The organism is Brucella sp. HL-2 (assembly GCF_025846885.2).
Classification (GTDB): Bacteria; Pseudomonadota; Alphaproteobacteria; order Rhizobiales; family Rhizobiaceae; genus Brucella; species Brucella quorumnocens.
Genome location: NZ_JAOYTK010000003.1, coordinates 301,528 through 321,340, shown reverse-complemented (window position 1 = coordinate 321,340; position 19,813 = coordinate 301,528). Strand labels below are relative to the sequence as shown.

Here is a 19,813-nt window from a genome sequence, read left to right as displayed (position 1 = left end):
AACCCTATTCAAAGAGCAAAAACATGGCCCGCGAATATAAAATCGAAGACTACCGCAATTTCGGTATTATGGCTCACATCGACGCCGGTAAGACGACGATGACCGAGCGTATCCTGTTCTATACCGGTAAGAACCACAAGATTGGTGAAACCCATGACGGTGCTTCCACCATGGACTGGATGGAGCAGGAGCAGGAACGTGGTATCACGATTACCTCTGCTGCAACGACCACGTTCTGGCAGGGTCAGGATGGCAAGAAGCGTCGCTTCAACATCATCGACACGCCGGGCCACGTTGACTTCACCATCGAAGTTGAGCGTTCGCTCCGCGTTCTTGACGGCGCAATCGCTCTTCTCGATGCGAATGCTGGCGTAGAGCCGCAGACTGAAACTGTTTGGCGTCAGGCTGAAAAGTACCATGTTCCACGTATGGTCTTCGTCAATAAGATGGACAAGATTGGTGCTGATTTCTACCGTTGCGTAGAAATGGTTGGCTCGCGTCTTGGCGCAATCGCTCTTCCAGTTCAGCTGCCAATCGGCGCTGAAAATGAGTTCGAAGGCGTTATCGATCTTATTGAAATGAAGGCTCTGACCTGGGACGGCACCATTGGCGCAGCAGCGACCGTTGGCGAAATTCCTGCAGATCTGCGTGATCAGGCTGAAGAATACCGTGAAAAGCTCATCGAGCTGGCCGTGGAAATCGACGAAGCTGCTATGGAAGCTTACCTCGAAGGCACCATGCCTACGAACGAACAGCTCCGTGCACTGATCCGTAAGGGCACTATCGACGTTAAGTTCCATCCGGTTCTTTGCGGTACAGCGTTCAAGAACCGTGGCATTCAGCCACTTCTCGACGCTGTTGTTTCTTTCCTTCCAGCTCCAACCGATGTTCCTGCAATTAAGGGCATCGACGTTAAGACGGAAACCGAAACGACCCGTGAGTCTTCGGATGAAGCACCGCTCTCGATGCTTGCATTCAAGATCATGAACGATCCGTTCGTTGGTTCGCTTACCTTTGCTCGTATCTACTCGGGCAAGATGACCAAGGGCATTTCGCTCGAAAACACTGTTAAGGGCAAGCGTGAGCGCATCGGCCGTATGCTGCAGATGCACTCGAACAGCCGTGAAGACATCGAAGAAGCCTATGCTGGCGACATCGTTGCTTTGGCTGGCCTCAAGGAAACCACAACTGGCGATACGCTCTGCGATCCGCTGAAGCCGGTTATCCTTGAACGCATGGAATTCCCTGATCCGGTTATCGAAATCGCGATTGAACCAAAGACCAAGGCTGACCAGGAAAAGATGGGCATCGCGCTCAACCGTCTGGCTGCTGAAGATCCTTCGTTCCGCGTTAAGTCTGATGAAGAATCTGGTCAGACTATCATCGCTGGCATGGGTGAACTTCATCTCGACATTCTCGTCGACCGCATGAAGCGTGAGTTCAAGGTAGAAGCAAACGTCGGCGCGCCGCAGGTTGCTTACCGTGAATCGATCACACGTCAGGCTGAAATCGATTACACCCATAAGAAGCAGTCGGGTGGTTCGGGTCAGTTTGCTCGCGTCAAGATCATTTTCGAACCGCATGAAGGCGATGACTTCATCTTCGAATCCAAGATCGTTGGTGGTGCTGTTCCTAAGGAATACATCCCAGGCGTTCAGAAGGGTATCGAAAGCGTCATGGGTGCGGGTCCGCTTGCTGGCTTCCCGATGCTCGGCGTGAAGGCAACCTTGATCGACGGCGCATATCACGACGTTGACTCCTCGGTTCTCGCGTTCGAAATCGCTGCCCGTGCAGCGTTCCGTGAAGGCGCACAGAAGGCTGGTGCACAGCTTCTCGAGCCGATCATGAAGGTTGAAGTCGTAACTCCTGAAGATTACGTCGGTGACGTAATTGGCGATCTGAACTCACGTCGTGGTCAGATCTCGGGTACGGAAGCTCGTGGCATTGCTACGGTCGTCAACGCAAACGTTCCCCTGGCCAACATGTTTGGTTACGTGAACAACCTGCGTTCGATGTCTCAGGGTCGTGCACAGTACACCATGCAGTTCGACCATTATGAGCCGGTTCCGACCGCGGTCGCACAGGAAATCCAGAAGAAGTTCGCGTAATCTTCGGTTACGCCAAATAGTAAAAAAGCCTGAGCAGGCTAGATATTAGGAGAGCTCAGATGGCAAAGAGCAAGTTTGAACGTAATAAGCCCCACGTAAACATCGGCACGATTGGTCACGTTGACCATGGCAAGACGTCGTTGACAGCAGCAATCACGAAGTTCTTCGGTGAATTCAAGGCATACGACCAGATCGATGCTGCACCAGAAGAACGCGCTCGCGGTATCACCATTTCGACGGCACACGTTGAATATGAAACTGCGGCTCGTCACTATGCACACGTCGACTGCCCAGGCCACGCTGACTATGTCAAGAACATGATCACCGGTGCTGCACAGATGGACGGCGCGATCCTGGTTGTTTCGGCAGCTGACGGCCCGATGCCACAGACCCGTGAGCACATCCTGCTCGCTCGTCAGGTTGGTGTTCCTGCGATCGTCGTGTTCCTGAACAAGTGCGATCAAGTTGACGATGCTGAACTTCTCGAGCTCGTAGAACTCGAAGTTCGTGAATTGCTTTCGAAGTACGACTTCCCAGGCGACGAAGTTCCAATCATCAAGGGCTCGGCTCTTGCTGCTCTGGAAGATTCTTCGAAGGAACTCGGCGAAGACGCAATCCGCAACCTTATGGCTGCAGTTGACGACTACATTCCGACGCCTGAGCGTCCGATTGACCAGCCGTTCCTGATGCCAATCGAAGACGTTTTCTCGATTTCGGGTCGTGGTACTGTTGTTACCGGTCGTGTTGAGCGCGGGATCGTTATGGTTGGCGAAGAAGTCGAAATCGTTGGCATCAAGGCCACCGGCAAGACGACTGTTACCGGCGTTGAAATGTTCCGCAAGCTGCTCGATCAGGGCCAGGCTGGCGACAACATCGGCGCACTGGTTCGCGGTGTAGGCCGTGACGACGTTGAACGTGGTCAGGTTCTCTGCAAGCCAGGTTCGGTTAAGCCACACACCAAGTTCAAGGCAGAAGCCTACATTCTGACCAAGGACGAAGGTGGCCGTCATACGCCATTCTTCACCAACTACCGTCCACAGTTCTACTTCCGTACGACTGACGTGACCGGTGTTGTTACCCTGCCAGAAGGCACGGAAATGGTTATGCCTGGCGACAACGTTACCGTTGACGTTACGCTGATCGTCCCGATCGCAATGGAAGAGAAGCTCCGCTTCGCTATCCGTGAAGGTGGCCGTACCGTCGGTGCAGGCATCGTCGCTTCGATCATCGAGTAATTAGATTTGTGCAGGAGCGTCTCTCCGGAGGCGCTCCGCGTAACAAGGAACAGATCAAATGAACGGTCAAAACATCCGCATTCGCCTTAAGGCGTTTGATCATCGGATCCTTGACGCTTCGACGCGGGAAATCGTGTCGACTGCCAAGCGTACCGGTGCCAACGTGCGCGGACCGATCCCACTTCCAACGCGGATCGAAAAGTTCACAGTAAACCGGTCGCCGCACATCGATAAGAAGAGCCGCGAACAGTTCGAGATGCGCACGCACAAGCGTCTTCTCGATATCGTTGACCCAACCCCGCAGACAGTTGATGCGCTGATGAAGCTTGATCTGTCCGCCGGTGTTGATGTCGAGATCAAGCTTTAATCGGCTTGAGGACGGAAGGAACGAACCCGATGCGTTCAGGTGTTATTGCACAAAAGCTGGGCATGACCCGCGTCTATAACGACGCCGGTGAACATGTACCAGTGACAGTTCTCCGCATGGAAGACTGCCACGTGGTAGCTCAGCGTACAGTTGAAAAAAACGGTTATACGGCTGTTCAGCTTGGCGTTGGACTTGCCAAGGTAAAGAACACGACCAAGGCTCTGCGCGGTCACTTCGCGAAGGCTGAAGTCGAGCCTAAGGCGAAAGTTGCGGAATTCCGCGTTTCACCGGATAACCTTCTTGAAGTTGGCTCGGAGATTCTTGCCGAGCATTTCGTCGCCGGCCAGAAGGTCGACGTGACGGGCACTTCGATCGGTAAAGGTTTTGCCGGTGTTATGAAGCGCCATAACTTTGCTGGTCATCGTGCTTCGCACGGTAACTCAGTTACCCACCGCGCTCACGGTTCGACCGGTCAGCGTCAGGATCCGGGTAAGGTGTTCAAGGGCAAGAAGATGGCTGGTCACATGGGTCAAACCCGCGTGACAACACAGAACATCGAAGTTGTCTCTACAGATAGCGATCGTGGCCTTATTCTGGTTCGCGGCGCGGTTCCTGGCTCCAAGGGTGCCTGGATCCTCGTTCGTGATGCAGTCAAGGTATCGCTGCCTGAGAATGCACCTAAGCCGGCTGCCCTGCGTTCAAGCGCAAACAATGCAGCTGCGGATGCAGTCGCGACTGAGGGAGCCGAATAATGGATCTCACAATTACAACTCTTGAAGGCAAGGATGCCGGCAAGGTCAAGCTGAACGAAGATATCTTCGGCCTCGACCCACGCGACGACATTCTTCAGCGCGTCGTGCGCTGGCAGCTGGCAAAGCGCCAGCAGGGCTCTCATGACGCCAAGGGCCGCAGCGATATCAGCCGCACCGGTTCGAAGATGTACAAGCAGAAGGGTACGGGTCGCGCTCGTCACCATTCGGCTCGTGCACCACAGTTCCGTGGTGGTGGTCAGGCTCACGGACCAGTTGTCCGTACGCACGATCATGATCTGCCAAAGAAGGTTCGCGCTCTTGGTCTTCGTCATGCTTTGTCTGCAAAGGCAAAGGCTTCGGACCTGATCATCATCGATGATCTGGCCTCCAAGGAAGCAAAGACGAAGGAACTCGTGTCGCAGTTCGCCAAGCTCGGTCTGCAGAATGCACTCCTTATTGGTGGTGCTGAGATCGACGTGAACTTCCAGCGCGCTGCTTCGAACATTCCAAACATCGACGTTCTGCCAGTGCAGGGCATCAATGTTTACGACATCCTGCGTCGTGGCAAGCTCGTGCTTTCCAAGGCAGCTGTCGAAGCACTCGAGGAGCGTTTTAAATGACCGATCTTCGCCACTACGACGTGATCGTCAGCCCAGTCATTACCGAGAAGTCGACCCTTGTTTCCGAACATAACCAGGTTGTCTTCAACGTAGCTCGCAAGGCGACGAAGCCGGAAATCAAGGCTGCAATCGAGGCGCTTTTCGGCGTCAAGGTAAAGGCCGTTAACACCACTGTGCGCAAAGGCAAGGTGAAGCGGTTCCGCGGCATTGTCGGGCGCCAGAGCGATGTCAAGAAAGCGATCGTTACTTTGGCTGAAGGTCAGAGCATCGACGTTTCGACAGGTCTCTGAGAGGCCATGGAGTAAAGACAATGGCACTCAAGCACTTTAATCCGACCACGCCAGGCCAGCGTCAGCTGGTCATCGTGGACCGTTCGGAACTCTACAAGGGCAAGCCGGTCAAGTCATTGACCGAAGGTTTGTCCAAGAAGGGTGGCCGTAACAACACCGGTCGTATCACTGTTCGCTTTCAGGGCGGCGGTCACAAGCGTTCTTACCGTTTCATCGACTTCAAGCGTCGCAAGCATGACGTTGTCGCAACGGTTGAACGTCTGGAATACGATCCAAACCGCACCGCGTTTATCGCGCTGATCCGCTACGAAGACGGCGAGCTGAGCTACATTCTGGCTCCGCAGCGTCTGGCAGCCGGCGACAAGGTCATTTCTGGCCAGTCCGTCGACGTTAAGCCAGGTAACGCAATGCCGCTTTCGTCCATGCCTGTAGGCACCATCATCCACAATGTGGAGATGAAGCCAGGCAAGGGTGGTCAGATTGCTCGTTCGGCTGGTGCATATGCACAGCTCGTGGGTCGTGACCAGGGTATGGCTATCCTGCGTCTGAACTCCGGCGAACAGCGTCTGGTTTCCGGTGCATGCTTTGCAACGGTTGGCGCAGTATCCAACCCAGAGCACAGCAACATCAATGACGGTAAGGCCGGTCGTTCGGTCTGGCGCGGTAAGCGTCCACACGTTCGCGGTGTTGCAATGAACCCAGTTGACCACCCGCATGGTGGTGGTGAAGGCCGCACTTCTGGTGGTCGTCATCCGGTCACGCCTTGGGGCAAGCCTACGAAGGGTAAAAAGACCCGTTCGAATAAGGCGACCGATAAATTCATCATGCGTTCGCGTCATCAGCGCAAGAAGTAAGAGAGGTAGTCTGAAGTGGCTCGTTCAGTTTGGAAAGGTCCGTTCGTCGATGGCTATCTTCTCAAGAAAGCTGAGAAGGTACGCGAGGGCGGTCGTAATGAAGTCATCAAGATGTGGAGCCGTCGCTCCACTATCTTGCCGCAGTTCGTTGGCCTGACCTTCGGTGTGTATAACGGCAACAAGCATGTGCCGGTATCGATCTCCGAAGAAATGGTTGGACATAAGTTCGGTGAATTCGCGCCGACACGTACCTATTACGGTCACGGCGCGGACAAGAAGGCAAAGAGGAAGTAACAGATGGGCAAGGCCAAGGCTCCCCGCCAGCTTAAGGATAACGAGGCGAAAGCCGTCGCCCGTACGCTTCGCGTCAGCCCGCAGAAGCTTAATCTTGTCGCGGCATTGATTCGCGGCAAGAAAGTTAACGCGGCACTTGCTGATCTGACGTTCTCGCGCAAGCGGATCGCGGAAACAGTGAAAAAGACGCTCGAATCGGCTATCGCCAACGCTGAGAACAATCATGATCTCGATGTTGACGCGCTGATCGTTGCTGAAGCTTATGTTGGCAAATCAATTGTCATGAAGCGTTTCCACGTTCGTGGACGTGGTAAAGCAAGCCGCATCGAAAAGCCGTTTTCGCATCTCACCATTGTTGTCCGCGAAGTTGCGGAAAAAGGGGAGGCCGCATAATGGGCCAGAAGATTAATCCGATCGGTTTTCGTCTCGGCATCAACCGCACTTGGGATTCGCGTTGGTACGCAAATACCGGTGAATACGGCAAGCTGCTGCATGAAGACGTCAAGATCCGTGAGTATCTTAAGAGCGAACTCAAGCAGGCTGCGATTTCCAAAATCGTAATCGAGCGTCCGCACAAGAAGTGCCGCGTGACGATCCACTCGGCTCGTCCGGGTATCATCATCGGCAAGAAGGGTGCAGACATCGAAAAGCTTCGCAAGAAGCTTTCCGAAATGACGAATTCCGATACGTCCCTCAACATCGTTGAAGTTCGTAAGCCGGAAGTCGATGCTACGCTGATCGCTCAGTCGATCGCTCAGCAGCTCGAACGCCGTGTGGCATTCCGTCGCGCCATGAAGCGTGCCGTTCAGTCGGCAATGCGTCTTGGTGCCGAAGGTATCCGTATCAACTGCTCCGGTCGTCTGGGCGGCGCTGAAATCGCACGTATGGAATGGTATCGCGAAGGTCGCGTTCCGCTTCACACGCTGCGTGCCGATATCGACTACGGTACGGCAGAAGCGCAGACCGCTTACGGCATCTGCGGCGTGAAGGTTTGGGTATTCAAGGGCGAGATCCTTGAGCACGATCCAATGGCTTCTGAACGTCGTGCGGTTGAGGGTGACAATCAGGGTTCCCAGCAGAACCGCCGCCGCGAAAACGCTTAAAAAGCGGGTCGCGGGCGAGAAAATTGGAGTAGAGAACAATGATGCAGCCTAAGCGCACCAAGTTCCGTAAGCAGTTCAAGGGCCGTATCCACGGCAACTCGAAGGGCGGTACGGATCTTAATTTCGGTGCATTCGGTTTGAAGGCTCTGGAGCCTGACCGCGTCACAGCACGACAGATCGAAGCGGCTCGCCGCGCGATCACCCGCCACATGAAACGTGCGGGCCGTGTATGGATCCGAATCTTCCCGGATCTGCCAGTTACATCGAAGCCTACCGAAGTCCGTATGGGTAAAGGTAAGGGTTCAGTTGACTACTGGGCATGCCGCGTGGCACCAGGCCGCGTAATGTTTGAGCTTGACGGCGTACCCGAAGATGTGGCACGCGAAGCCTTAAGACTCGGCGCTGCAAAGTTGTCGGTCAAGACGCGCTTCATTCAGCGCATCGCAGAGTAAGAGAGGCAGTCATGAAAGCCGCAGACGTTCGGGCGAAAAGCCTCGATCAGATCACTGATGAGTTGGGCGCACTGAAGAAAGAGCAGTTTAACCTGCGCTTCCAGAAGGCAACCGGCCAGCTCGAAAAAACCGCGCGCGTGAAGCAAGTTCGTCGCGACATTGCGCGTATCAAGACCATCGCCCGCCAGAAGGCGGCCGAAAGCAAGGCATAAGGAACAAGTATAATGCCTAAACGCGTTCTGCAGGGCGTTGTCGTCAGCGACAAAAACGATAAGACTGTTGTGGTTAAGGTTGAGCGCCGCTATTCGCATCCGCTCCTCCAGAAGACCATTCGCCAGTCTAAGAAGTACAAGGCGCATGACGAAAACAACCAGTTCAAGATTGGCGATCAGGTTTCCATTGAGGAATCCAAGCCAATTTCGAAGGACAAACGCTGGGTCGTTCTTTCGAACGAAGTAGCGGGCTAAATTACAAACACGCAGCTTAGGTAGGGCAGGAGCCCTTAACCAGCTGAAGGAAAAGAAGGCGGCCAGTCATGATTCAGATGCAAACAAACCTCGACGTGGCGGATAACTCCGGCGCACGTCGTGTCATGTGCATCAAGGTGCTGGGCGGCTCGAAGCGGCGTTACGCTTCCGTTGGCGACATTATTGTGGTGTCGATCAAGGAAGCTATTCCGCGCGGCCGCGTCAAAAAGGGTGACGTGATGAAGGCGGTGGTCGTACGGACCGCCAAGGACATCCGTCGTCCGGACGGCAGCGTAATTCGTTTTGATAACAACGCAGCTGTTCTCATCGATAATAAGAAAGAGCCTATCGGTACGCGTATCTTCGGACCGGTTCCACGCGAACTTCGCGCGAAGAGCCACATGAAGATCATCTCGCTGGCTCCGGAAGTTCTGTAAGGAAGCAAGACGATGCAAAAGATTCGCAAAGGCGACAGCGTTGTCGTGCTGTCCGGTAAGGACAAGGGCCGTACAGGCGAAGTTCTTCAGGTTATGCCTAAGGACGAAAAAGCACTGGTTCGCGGCATTAATGTTGTAAAGCGTCACCAGCGCCAGACTCAGACACAGGAAGCCGGCATCATCTCGAAAGAGGCGGCGATCCATCTGTCCAATCTGGCCATTGCTGATCCAAAGGATGGCAAGCCAACTCGCGTTGGTTTCCGTGTTGAAGATGGCAAGAAGGTTCGCGTTGCAAAGCGTTCGGGAGCGGTGATCTGATGTCTGAAGCAAAGGCACTTCCACGCTTCAAGAAGATTTATCAGGACACGATCCGTAAAGCTCTTCTTGAAGAATTCAAATACGACAACGAGATGCAGATTCCTCGCATCACCAAAGTTGTCCTGAATATGGGTGTAGGCGAAGCAACTGGCGATTCGAAGAAGCCAACTGTTGCTGCAGCAGATCTGGCCTTGATTGCCGGACAGAAGGCTGTCATTACTCGCGCCCGTAATTCGATCGCAACTTTCAAGTTGCGTGAAGACATGCCGATCGGTACGAAGGTAACACTTCGTTCGGATCGTATGTACGAATTTCTTGATCGTTTGATCACGATCGCGCTTCCGCGCGTTCGAGATTTCCGCGGTCTGAATCCGAAGAGCTTTGATGGTCGCGGCAACTTTGCCATGGGCGTTAAGGAACACATCGTGTTCCCAGAAATCAACTACGATAAAGTTGATCAGATCTGGGGCATGGACATCATCGTTTGCACGACCGCTAAGACGGATGATGAAGCCCGCGCTCTTCTGCGCGCCTTCAACTTCCCATTCCGGCAGTAACGGCAAGCGTAGCGAGGTATAATAATATGGCCAAGACTAGCGCAGTCGAAAACAATAAGCGCCGCGAAAAGTTGGTTAAGCGTCATGCTGAAAAGCGTGCACGTCTGAAGGCGATCGTAATGGATCAGAGCCTTCCGCTGGATGAGCGTTTCCGCGCTTCTATTCAGCTCGCCGAACTGCCGCGCAATTCCGCTAAGGTTCGTATTCGCAATCGTTGCGAAGTTTCGGGTCGTCCGCGTGGTTATTACCGTAAACTGAAGATGTCGCGTATTGCGCTTCGCCAGTTGGGTTCGCTCGGACAGATTCCGGGCATAGTTAAGTCGAGCTGGTAAGGAGTAGCATATGTCTGTGTCAGATCCTATCGGCGATATGCTGACCCGTATTCGTAACGCAGTAGGCCGCAAGAAGACCAAGGTTTCGACCCCGGCTTCTAAGCTGCGCGCTCGCGTTCTTGATGTCCTTCAGTCTGAAGGCTACATCCGCGGATACACGCAGAGTGAATTCGTGAACGGCAAAGCCGAGATCGAAATCGAACTGAAGTACTATGAAGGCGTTCCAGTCATTCGTGAACTGACCCGCGTTTCGAAGCCAGGCCGTCGCGTTTACGTGTCGGTCAAGTCGATCCCGCAGGTTGCGAATGGTCTTGGCATCTCGATCCTGTCCACACCTAAGGGTGTAATGGCGGATCATGAAGCCCGTGAACAAAACGTTGGTGGTGAGCTGCTCTGCCGCATCTTCTGATGCGGCTGACAGTGAACAGATAGAAGACAGGTATAAAAATGTCTCGTATCGGTAAAAAACCCGTGCCGGTCCCGGCAGGCGTGACCGCCAGTGTTGATGGGCAGATCGTCAAGGCTAAGGGCGCGAAAGGCGAATTGTCTTTCGTGGTGCACGATGAAGTTCTGGTTAAGCTCGAAGACGGCGCTGTAAGCGTCGATCCTCGTGACCAGTCCAAAGAAGCTCGCTCCAAGTGGGGCATGTCGCGTTCGATGATCGTTAACATCTTCGAAGGCGTCGAGAAGGGCTTCGAAAAGAAGCTTGAGATTAGCGGCGTTGGTTATCGTGCGGCTATGCAGGGCAAGAATGTCCAGCTCTCTCTCGGCTTCAGTCACGAAGTGGTCTATGACGTGCCTGCTGGTATCACTGTTGCTGTACCTAAGCCGACGGAAATCGTCGTCACTGGTATCGACAAGCAGCAGGTCGGTCAGGTCGCGGCTGAGATCCGCGAATATCGCGGCCCCGAGCCTTACAAGGGCAAGGGCGTCAAGTATGCTGGCGAGAAAATCGTCCGCAAAGAAGGCAAGAAGAAGTAAGGGAAGCGCGTCATGGCATCGCCAAAAGAAACTTTGCAGCGTCGCGCTGCTCGTGTACGCCGGCAGGTCAAGGCCGTCGCAAACGGCCGTCCACGTCTCAGCGTGCACCGCTCTTCCAAGAACATCTACGTTCAGGTTATCGACGACGTTCGCGGTGTTACCATCGCAGCAGCGTCGACACTGGATGGCGACCTGAAGGGCCAGCTCAAGACCGGCGCCGATTCCGCAGCAGCTGCTGCAGTAGGCAAACTGGTTGCAGAGCGTGCCGTTAAAGCAGGCGTCAGTGAAGTAGTGTTCGACCGTGGTGCATTTATTTACCACGGTCGTGTGAAGGCCCTCGCCGAAGCTGCCCGCGAAGGCGGACTGAGCTTCTAATAGCATTTTGTGCTTCCGGAAAAAAATAAAGGAATAGGATATGGCACAGAGAGAACGTAACCGCGAGGATCGCGGTCGTGAGGAGCGCGACAGCGAATTCGTTGACAAGCTCGTTCACATCAACCGCGTTGCCAAGGTCGTTAAAGGTGGCCGTCGCTTCGGTTTCGCTGCGCTCGTCGTAGTTGGAGACCAGAAGGGTCGCGTAGGCTTCGGTCATGGCAAGGCACGTGAAGTGCCTGAAGCTATCCGTAAGGCTACTGAAGCTGCTAAGCGCGATATGATTTTCGTACCACTGCGTTCGGGTCGTACACTGCATCACGATGTGCAGGGTCGTCACGGCGCTGGCAAGGTTCTGCTTCGTGCAGCTCCTGCTGGTAAGGGTATCATTGCTGGTGGTCCTATGCGTGCTGTGTTCGAGACGCTTGGCGTTCAGGACGTTGTTGCTAAGTCGCTTGGCTCGTCGAACCCTTACAACATGGTTCGTGCAACCTTTGACGCTCTGAAGCATCAGATGCATCCAAAGGACATTGCTGCACAGCGCGGCATCAAGTACTCGACTCTTCAGGCTCGTCGCCATGATGTGGTCGGTTCGGAAGAATAGCCGATAGTTTGTGCCAGTCCGGTGCAACAGCACCGGATACGCCATAGACAAGGGATTTGAGTGATGGCTGAGAAGAAGGGTAAGACGGTTACGGTCGAACAGATCGGAAGCCCTATCCGTCGTCCAGCCGAACAGCGTGCAACGCTGATCGGACTCGGACTTAACAAAATGCACCGCCGCCGCACGCTGGAGGATACTCCTTCAGTTCGTGGTATGATCGCCAAGGTTCAGCATCTCGTCCGCGTTGTGGACGAGGCTTGATAACGCAGGGGATAGAGACATGAAACTCAACGATCTGCGTGACAAGCCAGGTTCTGTAAAAGCGCGTAAGCGCGTTGGCCGTGGTATCGGCTCCGGCACCGGCAAGACCGCTGGCCGCGGCGTCAAGGGACAGAAGTCCCGTTCTGGCGTAGCGATCAACGGATTTGAAGGCGGCCAGATGCCAATCTACCGCCGTCTGCCAAAGCGCGGCTTCACGAACATCTTCGCAAAAAGCTTCAACGTCGTTTCGCTCGGTCGCGTTCAGACCGCAATCGACGCAGGCAAGCTCGATGCAAAGGCTGTTGTGAACCTTGATGCGCTGAAGGCTGCTGGTGTGATTCGTCGCGCCAAAGACGGCGTCCGTCTTCTTTCGGACGGTGAATTGAAGGCTAAGGTAGCCTTCGAGGTTGCTGGAGCTTCCAAGGCTGCGATCGAAAAGATCGAAAAGGCCGGCGGCAGCGTCAAGCTTCCCGAAGCAGCTGTTGAATAAGACTTCGATATACAAAATAAAAAGCGGCGGCCCTAGTGCCGCCGCTTGCACCTTTATGCCAATGCGCATATCTGGGTAGGGTCTTCTTTGTCTGAGGGTGCGGGTCTCAGGGATTCGTGTCGGCAGAGGGGGAGGGCCGGAGACTTTTCACCGGAGAAATTTAATGGCATCGGCTGCTGAACAGCTAGTTTCCAATCTCAATTTTTCGGCTTTCTCGAAAGCTGAAGAACTCAAGAAGCGCATCTGGTTTACACTGGGCGCTTTGCTCGTGTACCGGTTTGGAACGTATATTCCGCTTCCCGGGATCAATCCTGAAGCGCTTGCGCAGGCATTCCAGCAGCATAGCCAGGGTGTTCTTGGGCTTTTCAACATGTTCGCCGGTGGTGCTGTTGGTCGTATGGCCATTTTCGCACTTGGCATCATGCCCTATATTTCCGCTTCCATCATCGTGCAGCTCATGACGTCGGTTGTTCCGACCCTTGAAGCGCTGAAGAAGGAAGGCGAGTCGGGCCGCAAGATCATCAATCAGTACACGCGCTACGGTACGGTGCTTCTCGCACTTGTGCAGGCTTACGCGATTTCTGTTGGTCTTCAGTCGGGTAACGGCATCGTTACAAATCCTGGACCAATGTTCTTGGTTTCGTCGGTCATCACGCTCGTTGGTGGCACGATGTTCCTGATGTGGCTGGGTGAGCAGATCACTGCGCGCGGTATCGGTAACGGTATTTCACTCATAATTTTCGCCGGTATTGTCGCAAACCTTCCACACGCTATTTCCGGTACGCTGGAACTGGGCCGTACGGGCGCTCTGTCCACAGGTCTGATCCTTGGCGTTATCATTTTGGCTATCGCGCTTATTGCGATCATCGTCTTTGTTGAACGTGCACAGCGTCGCCTTCTGATCCAGTATCCGAAGCGCCAGGTTGGTAACCGCATGTTCCAGGGCGATACATCGCATCTGCCGCTCAAGCTAAACACGGCTGGCGTTATTCCTCCGATCTTTGCTTCGTCGCTTCTGCTGTTACCAGCGACTGTTGCAGGTTTCGCCAATACGGCCGAAATGCCGGCGTGGGGTACGACCATTCTCAATGCTCTCGGTCATGGTCAGCCACTTTATATGCTGTTCTATGCTGGGTTGATGGCATTCTTCTGCTTCTTCTACACGGCTATCGTGTTCAATCCCAAGGACACGGCTGACCAGCTTAAGAAGCATTCCGGCTTTATTCCGGGTATCCGCCCGGGCGAACGTACAGCAGAGTATATAGACTATGTGTTGACACGCATTACGGTTGTCGGCGCCATCTATATCGTGCTTGTCTGTCTTCTGCCGGAATTCCTGATTTCCGCGACCGGTGTGCCATTCTATCTTGGCGGTACTTCGCTGCTGATCGTGGTCAGCGTGACACTCGACACAGTTGCGCAAATTCAGGGACATCTTGTTGCCCATCAGTATGAAGGGTTGATCAAGAAGTCCAAACTCAGAGGTGGGAAACGTAATAAATGAGACTGATACTTCTTGGGCCGCCCGGAGCAGGTAAGGGGACGCAGGCTGGACTTCTTACCAAGAAGCATGGAATACCACAGCTTTCGACTGGCGACATGCTGCGTGCAGCAGTCGCTCAGCAAAGCGAAATCGGGAAGCGCGCCAAGGCCGTTATGGATGCGGGTCAGCTGGTTTCCGACGAGATCGTGAATCAGATCGTATCCGAGCGCATTGATGCGCCAGATTGCGCAGCTGGTTTCATTCTCGACGGTTATCCTCGTACTGTGCCTCAGGCACAGGCACTTGGCGAAATGCTCGTTGGTAAAGGTCTCAAGCTCGATGCAGTAATCGAGCTCAAGGTCGATGAGAACGCATTGGTCAACCGGATGGAGAACCGGGTGGCTGAAACGATTGCAAAGGGTGGTCAGGTTCGTTCTGACGATAACCCGGAAGCTTTCCGTAAGCGTCTTGTTGAATATCGCGAAAAGACATCACCGCTTTCCAGCTATTATGCAGGAACCGGTGAACTCCGGGTCATCAATGGTATGGCTCCGGTTGAAGAAGTTACTGCCGAAATCGAGAGAATTCTTGTTCCGGCGTAAGGCTTGAAAATACCACCAGAGTGCCCACTGGTCTGATTTTATCAGATCGGCGCTCTGGTTTTTATTGAAAGCATAATCTTATCGACCCTCGTTTCGCTTCGGTTGGATTATGCTCTTAAGAATTGCGGACAGAAGTGCATTTTATGTTTTTCGGTCCGCTTATCGCTTTCAAAAGTTTCTTTTAATGTCTGCGAAGTTGCTTTGGCAGCTTTACGGACAGTTAAGAGTTGACTTTTTCTGGCGATTCCGTCAAAGACTGCGCCACTTCAATGGTTTTTGAATGGTCGGCTGCGGCGGAAATTGAAAAAGGCCGTTGCCGGTCAATTTATGCTGTCTCGGGGATAAGTCCCTTAGGTGGAATTTATTACAACTCAAGGAGAACAGACGTGGCACGTATCGCTGGCGTCAACATCCCGACGAACAAGCGCGTTGTTATTGCGCTTCAGTACATCCACGGGATTGGACCGAAATTTGCTCGGCAGATCGTAACGAAGGTTGGCATTGCCGACGATCGTCGCGTTAATCAGCTGTCGGATGCTGAAGTACTTCAGATCCGTGAAGCAATCGATGCTGACTACCGGGTCGAAGGTGACCTGCGTCGTGAAGTTTCGATGAATATCAAGCGCCTGATGGACCTTGGCTGCTACCGCGGTCTGCGTCATCGTCGTTCGCTGCCGGTTCGCGGTCAGCGTACGCATACCAATGCACGTACCCGTAAGGGTCCTGCAAAGGCTATCGCAGGTAAGAAGAAGTAATATCGACGGAACGTTTTCGTTCCGTCGGACTCAGCCGGTACGCCGGTCGGGTTCGGTGCTGGTCCTTGAGCTTGTCTTCAATGGACCGGTGTAGCCGCTGGAACTACGGCGGTGTAGAGATCGATTTGAGAGGACTATTATGGCTAAGGAAGCCCAGCGCGTTCGCCGCCGCGAACGTAAAAACATCTCGTCGGGCGTTGCCCACGTAAATTCGACGTTTAACAATACCATGATTACCATCACGGATGCACAGGGCAATGCAATTGCCTGGTCTTCCGCAGGTGCTCAGGGTTTCAAGGGTTCGCGTAAGTCGACCCCGTTTGCCGCACAGATCGCTGCTGAAGATTGCGCCAAGAAGGCTCAGGAACATGGCATGCGCTCCCTCGAAGTCGAGGTTTGCGGACCGGGCTCTGGCCGTGAATCTGCGCTGCGCGCCCTTCAGGCTGCCGGCTTTGTGATTACGTCGATCCGCGATGTTACGCCGATCCCGCACAACGGCTGCCGTCCGCGCAAGAAGCGCCGGGTCTGATTTTCGTTTTTATGCCGCATGAGCCCTGGATTAAGTCAAATTAATTCCGGGGCTCCTCTGCGGTTCTTCACAAGATCGCTACGATAGGATGGTAGCGACGGTTGATAGAGGAAAACCACATGATCCAGAAGAACTGGCAGGAACTGATCAAGCCGAACAAGGTGGAATTCAACACCAACGGCTCTCGCACGCTTGCAACCGTCGTTGCTGAGCCGCTGGAACGCGGTTTTGGTCTGACGCTTGGTAACGCACTGCGTCGCGTGCTTCTGTCGTCGCTGCGCGGCGCTGCCGTGACCGCCATTCAGATTGATGGCGTTCTGCATGAATTCTCTTCCATTCCGGGTGTCCGCGAAGACACCACGGATATCGTTCTGAACGTCAAGGAAATCGCCATCCGTATGGAAGGTGAAGGCCCGAAGCGCATGGTTGTCCGCAAGGAAGGCCCGGGCGTTGTTACGGCTGGTGACATTCAGACCGTTGGCGATGTCGAGATCCTTAATCCGGATCACGTCATCTGCACGCTGGATGAAGGCGCTGAAATCCGCATGGAATTCACCGTTAACACCGGTAAGGGCTATGTGCCTGCCGACCGTAATCGTGCGGAAGATGCTCCAATCGGCCTTATTCCGGTTGACAGCCTTTACTCGCCGATCCGCAAGGTATCGTACAAGATTGAGAACACCCGTGAAGGTCAGGTTCTTGATTACGACAAGCTTACGCTCAACATCGAAACCAATGGTTCCGTGAGCGGTGAAGATGCAGTTGCTTATGCAGCACGCATTCTTCAGGATCAGCTCGCGGTCTTCGTCAACTTCGAAGAGCCACAGAAGGAAGCTCCGCAGGAACAGGTTGCGGAACTGGCTTTCAATCCGGCTCTGCTCAAGAAGGTAGACGAGCTCGAATTGTCGGTACGTTCGGCAAACTGCCTGAAGAACGACAACATCGTCTACATCGGCGATCTGATCCAGAAGACGGAAGCCGAGATGTTGCGGACTCCGAATTTCGGCCGCAAGTCGCTCAACGAGATCAAGGAAGTTCTGGCATCGATGGGTCTCCATCTTGGTATGGAAATCCCAGCCTGGCCGCCAGAAAACATCGAAGATCTCGCCAAGCGCTACGAAGACCAATATTAAGACCGGCATATCCCGGTACGTTACGAATTAAAGGAGAAGGCCATGCGCCACGGTAATGGACAGCGTAAGCTGAACCGCACTGCCTCGCATCGCAAGGCAATGTTCGCCAACATGGCGGCTTCGCTCATCGAGCATGAACAGATTGTGACCACGCTTCCTAAAGCTAAGGAAATCCGTCCAATCGTAGAAAAGCTTGTCACTCTCGGCAAGCGCGGTGACTTGCATGCACGTCGTCAGGCGATTTCCGCCATCCGCGACGTACAGCTCGTTGCTAAGCTGTTCGACACACTTGCTACTCGTTACGCAACCCGTAACGGCGGCTACATCCGCATCATGAAGGCTGGCTTCCGTACTGGTGACAATGCGCCAATGGCAGTTGTCGAATTCGTTGAGCGCGATGTCGATGCAAAGGGCAAAGCTGATCGTGCACGCGTTGAAGCTGAAGCTGCTGCAGAAGCAGAAGCAGCGTAATCTTACGCGACAGAGCATATAAAAAGGGTCGCCTAGTGCGGCCCTTTTTTTGCGTTTGCAGCTCGTTTCGATTTGACTGAATCGGATCGGCGCGTCTCAATTATTTGTTTTCACGCGCAACTTTTCCGAAGATCGTTTTGCACGTTTCGGAATGCGCTCGAGAAGCATTTTGATCTTCCTATCATGGCGCCCTGATAGTCGGTCATAATTCATTACCAAGCTGTAATGCGTTTCGCCTTAATCCAGCCCTTTATACTTGGCCTTGTTACCTCCATATTGCCGGTATTGCTCCGAGGAATCGGAGGCTGGATTAAGGAAACTGGAGTTTGCGAATGAATTGGCGACGTTATGGGATTACGGGTCTGGTTCTTGCTTCCATCAGCACGGTCACATTGCCTGTGATGGCGCAGGAAACTGCCGTTCCGGCTCAGGGCACACAGATACCTCTTAGTCGTGCAGATATGCAGCTTTCCTTTGCTCCTCTTGTGAAGGCAACAGCACCAGCCGTCGTCAATGTTTATGCGGCACGCCAAGTGCAGCAACAGCAATCACCGTTTGCTGGCGATCCGTTTTTCGAACAATTCTTTGGCAAACAATTTGGCGGCGGTGGCAAATCACGAACCGAACAATCCCTCGGCTCAGGCGTCATCGTCGATGCATCGGGTATCGTGGTGACTAATAATCACGTCATCAAGGATGCTGACGAGATCAAGGTCGCGCTGTCGGACGGGCGTCAGTTTGAGAGCACGGTTCTTTTGCGTGACGAAACCACAGATCTGGCTGTGCTGAAAATTGAAGCAAAGGAGAACTTTCCGGTTCTGGCGCTTGGAAACTCCGATGAAGTTGAAGTAGGCGACCTGGTTCTGGCGATCGGTAATCCATTTGGGGTTGGTCAGACGGTGACAAGCGGTATCGTTTCGGCTCAGTCGCGCACGCAGGTTGGGGTTTCGGACTTCGATTTTTTCATCCAGACAGATGCTGCGATCAATCCCGGTAACTCTGGTGGCGGTCTCATCGACATGCGCAGTCGTCTGATTGGCATCAATACGGCAATTTTCTCGCGTTCAGGTGGTTCTGTGGGCATTGGCTTTGCCATTCCATCGAACATGGTGCGCGCAGTTGTTGATGCTGCATTGAGCGGTAGCACGAGTTTTGAACGCCCTTTCATTGGTGCAACCTTCCAGAATATTACACCTGATGTTGCCGAAAGCCTCGGCATGGATAAGTCGTTCGGCGTGCTTGTAACGGCTGTGATCAAAGGTGGTCCGGCAGAAGAAGCAGGACTGAAGGTCGGTGACGTTGTCATGTCGGTTCAGGGTGTGCGGGCCGATAATGTTGATGTGCTTGGGTATCGTCTATCGACAGCTGGTATAGGAAACACCGTCACGCTGGATATCGTTCGCAATGGCAAGGATAGCAAATTGCCGGTGAAGCTTGCGAAGGAACCTGAGACAAAGCCACAGCAAAAGCAGACAATCAAAGGCGACAATCCATTTGAAGGTGCTGTGGTTGAAGAGCTTACTGCGTCGATGGCTTCGAAGATGCGGATGCGTGATGGGGCACGTGGCGTCATCGTTACAGACGTGATTGTTAACTCACAAGCAGCGCGACTTGGTCTACGTCAACGCGACATTATTCGCGGTATTAACGGTAATCCAATCCGCACGATTAATGATCTGACTGCCGCGTTAAACAGTGGACGCGGTTTGGCATGGCGGCTTGAGGTGGAACGCAATGGCGCATTGATCCGCCAGTTTGTACGCTAGAGCATTTCCTGTTTAAGATGAATCGTTAGAAATGCCTCTACTATTTGTTTTAACGCATGTCTTTATCTCAAAAACCGGGTCCCACTTCTGGGAGACATGCTTTAATACCAAACCCCAAACTGTTGCATGTCGTTTCAGGCGGGACTATGCCTGAAACGACATTTGTTTTTGAGCATCGAG

The 19,813-nt window shown here is 53.6% G+C and carries 30 protein-coding genes; all 30 read left to right on the top strand.

Annotation, left to right across the window (positions count from 1 at the left end; translation table 11 throughout):
- Positions 1-23: 23 nt before the first annotated feature.
- Positions 24-2,108: an elongation factor G gene (fusA, locus tag OIV19_RS07445; protein WP_095446818.1), complete on the top strand. Its 2,085-nt coding sequence runs from the start codon at positions 24-26 to the stop codon at positions 2,106-2,108.
- Between the two features lie 59 nt (positions 2,109-2,167).
- Positions 2,168-3,343: an elongation factor Tu gene (tuf, locus tag OIV19_RS07440; RefSeq protein ID WP_264231099.1), complete on the top strand. Its 1,176-nt coding sequence runs from the start codon at positions 2,168-2,170 to the stop codon at positions 3,341-3,343.
- Between the two features lie 58 nt (positions 3,344-3,401).
- Positions 3,402-3,710: a 30S ribosomal protein S10 gene (rpsJ, locus tag OIV19_RS07435; RefSeq protein ID WP_002964363.1), complete on the top strand. Its 309-nt coding sequence runs from the start codon at positions 3,402-3,404 to the stop codon at positions 3,708-3,710.
- A gap of 29 nt (positions 3,711-3,739) precedes the next feature.
- Positions 3,740-4,462 (top strand): 50S ribosomal protein L3, encoded by a 723-nt coding sequence (rplC, locus tag OIV19_RS07430; RefSeq protein WP_007875345.1) that lies wholly within the window; start codon positions 3,740-3,742, stop codon positions 4,460-4,462.
- Complete coding sequence (gene rplD / locus OIV19_RS07425; protein ID WP_095446816.1) at positions 4,462-5,082, top strand: 50S ribosomal protein L4; 621 nt, start codon at positions 4,462-4,464, stop codon at positions 5,080-5,082. The genes rplC and rplD overlap by 1 nt, the downstream gene beginning before the upstream one ends.
- Positions 5,079-5,372: a 50S ribosomal protein L23 gene (locus tag OIV19_RS07420; protein ID WP_007875343.1), complete on the top strand. Its 294-nt coding sequence runs from the start codon at positions 5,079-5,081 to the stop codon at positions 5,370-5,372. Before rplD ends, OIV19_RS07420 begins: the two co-directional genes overlap by 4 nt.
- A gap of 20 nt (positions 5,373-5,392) precedes the next feature.
- Positions 5,393-6,226: a 50S ribosomal protein L2 gene (rplB, locus tag OIV19_RS07415; RefSeq protein ID WP_095446815.1), complete on the top strand. Its 834-nt coding sequence runs from the start codon at positions 5,393-5,395 to the stop codon at positions 6,224-6,226.
- Positions 6,227-6,241: 15 nt separating this feature from the next.
- Positions 6,242-6,520, top strand: coding sequence for a 30S ribosomal protein S19 (rpsS, locus tag OIV19_RS07410; protein WP_070997411.1), 279 nt, complete (start codon positions 6,242-6,244; stop codon positions 6,518-6,520).
- Between the two features lie 3 nt (positions 6,521-6,523).
- Positions 6,524-6,913 carry a 50S ribosomal protein L22 gene (gene rplV / locus OIV19_RS07405; protein ID WP_007875336.1) on the top strand — a complete coding sequence of 130 codons (390 nt, stop codon included), beginning with the start codon at positions 6,524-6,526 and terminating at the stop codon, positions 6,911-6,913.
- Positions 6,913-7,623, top strand: a complete 711-nt coding sequence (gene rpsC, locus OIV19_RS07400; protein ID WP_024897014.1) for a 30S ribosomal protein S3 — start codon at positions 6,913-6,915, stop codon at positions 7,621-7,623. The genes rplV and rpsC overlap by 1 nt, the downstream gene beginning before the upstream one ends.
- Before the next feature lie 38 nt (positions 7,624-7,661).
- Positions 7,662-8,075, top strand: a complete 414-nt coding sequence (rplP, locus tag OIV19_RS07395) for a 50S ribosomal protein L16 (protein ID WP_095446814.1) — start codon at positions 7,662-7,664, stop codon at positions 8,073-8,075.
- 11 nt (positions 8,076-8,086) lie between these two features.
- Positions 8,087-8,287, top strand: coding sequence for a 50S ribosomal protein L29 (gene rpmC / locus OIV19_RS07390; protein ID WP_095446813.1), 201 nt, complete (start codon positions 8,087-8,089; stop codon positions 8,285-8,287).
- 12 nt (positions 8,288-8,299) lie between these two features.
- Positions 8,300-8,542: a 30S ribosomal protein S17 gene (gene rpsQ, locus OIV19_RS07385; RefSeq protein ID WP_095446812.1), complete on the top strand. Its 243-nt coding sequence runs from the start codon at positions 8,300-8,302 to the stop codon at positions 8,540-8,542.
- A 68-nt stretch (positions 8,543-8,610) separates the two neighbouring features.
- Positions 8,611-8,979, top strand: coding sequence for a 50S ribosomal protein L14 (gene rplN, locus OIV19_RS07380; protein WP_094577439.1), 369 nt, complete (start codon positions 8,611-8,613; stop codon positions 8,977-8,979).
- 12 nt (positions 8,980-8,991) lie between these two features.
- Positions 8,992-9,297, top strand: a complete 306-nt coding sequence (rplX, locus tag OIV19_RS07375; RefSeq protein ID WP_095446811.1) for a 50S ribosomal protein L24 — start codon at positions 8,992-8,994, stop codon at positions 9,295-9,297.
- Positions 9,297-9,854, top strand: a complete 558-nt coding sequence (gene rplE, locus OIV19_RS07370) for a 50S ribosomal protein L5 (protein WP_095446810.1) — start codon at positions 9,297-9,299, stop codon at positions 9,852-9,854. The genes rplX and rplE overlap by 1 nt, the downstream gene beginning before the upstream one ends.
- A gap of 26 nt (positions 9,855-9,880) precedes the next feature.
- Positions 9,881-10,186 carry a 30S ribosomal protein S14 gene (rpsN, locus tag OIV19_RS07365; protein WP_095446809.1) on the top strand — a complete coding sequence of 102 codons (306 nt, stop codon included), beginning with the start codon at positions 9,881-9,883 and terminating at the stop codon, positions 10,184-10,186.
- Positions 10,187-10,196: 10 nt separating this feature from the next.
- Positions 10,197-10,595 (top strand): 30S ribosomal protein S8, encoded by a 399-nt coding sequence (rpsH, locus tag OIV19_RS07360; RefSeq protein WP_007875325.1) that lies wholly within the window; start codon positions 10,197-10,199, stop codon positions 10,593-10,595.
- Between the two features lie 38 nt (positions 10,596-10,633).
- Positions 10,634-11,167: a 50S ribosomal protein L6 gene (gene rplF, locus OIV19_RS07355; protein ID WP_095446808.1), complete on the top strand. Its 534-nt coding sequence runs from the start codon at positions 10,634-10,636 to the stop codon at positions 11,165-11,167.
- Between the two features lie 12 nt (positions 11,168-11,179).
- Positions 11,180-11,542, top strand: coding sequence for a 50S ribosomal protein L18 (rplR, locus tag OIV19_RS07350; protein ID WP_094577434.1), 363 nt, complete (start codon positions 11,180-11,182; stop codon positions 11,540-11,542).
- Between the two features lie 40 nt (positions 11,543-11,582).
- Positions 11,583-12,143 carry a 30S ribosomal protein S5 gene (gene rpsE / locus OIV19_RS07345; RefSeq protein ID WP_024897023.1) on the top strand — a complete coding sequence of 187 codons (561 nt, stop codon included), beginning with the start codon at positions 11,583-11,585 and terminating at the stop codon, positions 12,141-12,143.
- A 63-nt stretch (positions 12,144-12,206) separates the two neighbouring features.
- Positions 12,207-12,404, top strand: a complete 198-nt coding sequence (gene rpmD / locus OIV19_RS07340) for a 50S ribosomal protein L30 (protein WP_007875314.1) — start codon at positions 12,207-12,209, stop codon at positions 12,402-12,404.
- 19 nt (positions 12,405-12,423) lie between these two features.
- Positions 12,424-12,894: a 50S ribosomal protein L15 gene (gene rplO, locus OIV19_RS07335; protein ID WP_264231096.1), complete on the top strand. Its 471-nt coding sequence runs from the start codon at positions 12,424-12,426 to the stop codon at positions 12,892-12,894.
- Between the two features lie 163 nt (positions 12,895-13,057).
- Positions 13,058-14,398: a preprotein translocase subunit SecY gene (secY, locus tag OIV19_RS07330; RefSeq protein ID WP_095446806.1), complete on the top strand. Its 1,341-nt coding sequence runs from the start codon at positions 13,058-13,060 to the stop codon at positions 14,396-14,398.
- The gene (locus OIV19_RS07325) at positions 14,395-14,979 is read left to right on the top strand and encodes an adenylate kinase (RefSeq protein ID WP_095446805.1); all 585 of its coding nucleotides are present in this window, start codon (positions 14,395-14,397) and stop codon (positions 14,977-14,979) included. Before secY ends, OIV19_RS07325 begins: the two co-directional genes overlap by 4 nt.
- A gap of 386 nt (positions 14,980-15,365) precedes the next feature.
- On the top strand, positions 15,366-15,734 hold the full coding sequence (gene rpsM, locus OIV19_RS07320; RefSeq protein WP_094577430.1) for a 30S ribosomal protein S13: 369 nt from the start codon (positions 15,366-15,368) through the stop codon (positions 15,732-15,734).
- A gap of 139 nt (positions 15,735-15,873) precedes the next feature.
- Complete coding sequence (gene rpsK / locus OIV19_RS07315; protein ID WP_094577429.1) at positions 15,874-16,263, top strand: 30S ribosomal protein S11; 390 nt, start codon at positions 15,874-15,876, stop codon at positions 16,261-16,263.
- Between the two features lie 119 nt (positions 16,264-16,382).
- Complete coding sequence (locus tag OIV19_RS07310; RefSeq protein WP_024897029.1) at positions 16,383-17,396, top strand: DNA-directed RNA polymerase subunit alpha; 1,014 nt, start codon at positions 16,383-16,385, stop codon at positions 17,394-17,396.
- 42 nt (positions 17,397-17,438) lie between these two features.
- Positions 17,439-17,867, top strand: coding sequence for a 50S ribosomal protein L17 (gene rplQ / locus OIV19_RS07305; protein ID WP_095446804.1), 429 nt, complete (start codon positions 17,439-17,441; stop codon positions 17,865-17,867).
- Positions 17,868-18,199: 332 nt separating this feature from the next.
- Positions 18,200-19,633, top strand: a complete 1,434-nt coding sequence (locus OIV19_RS07300) for a DegQ family serine endoprotease (RefSeq protein WP_095446803.1) — start codon at positions 18,200-18,202, stop codon at positions 19,631-19,633.
- The last annotated feature ends 180 nt before the right edge of the window (positions 19,634-19,813 follow it).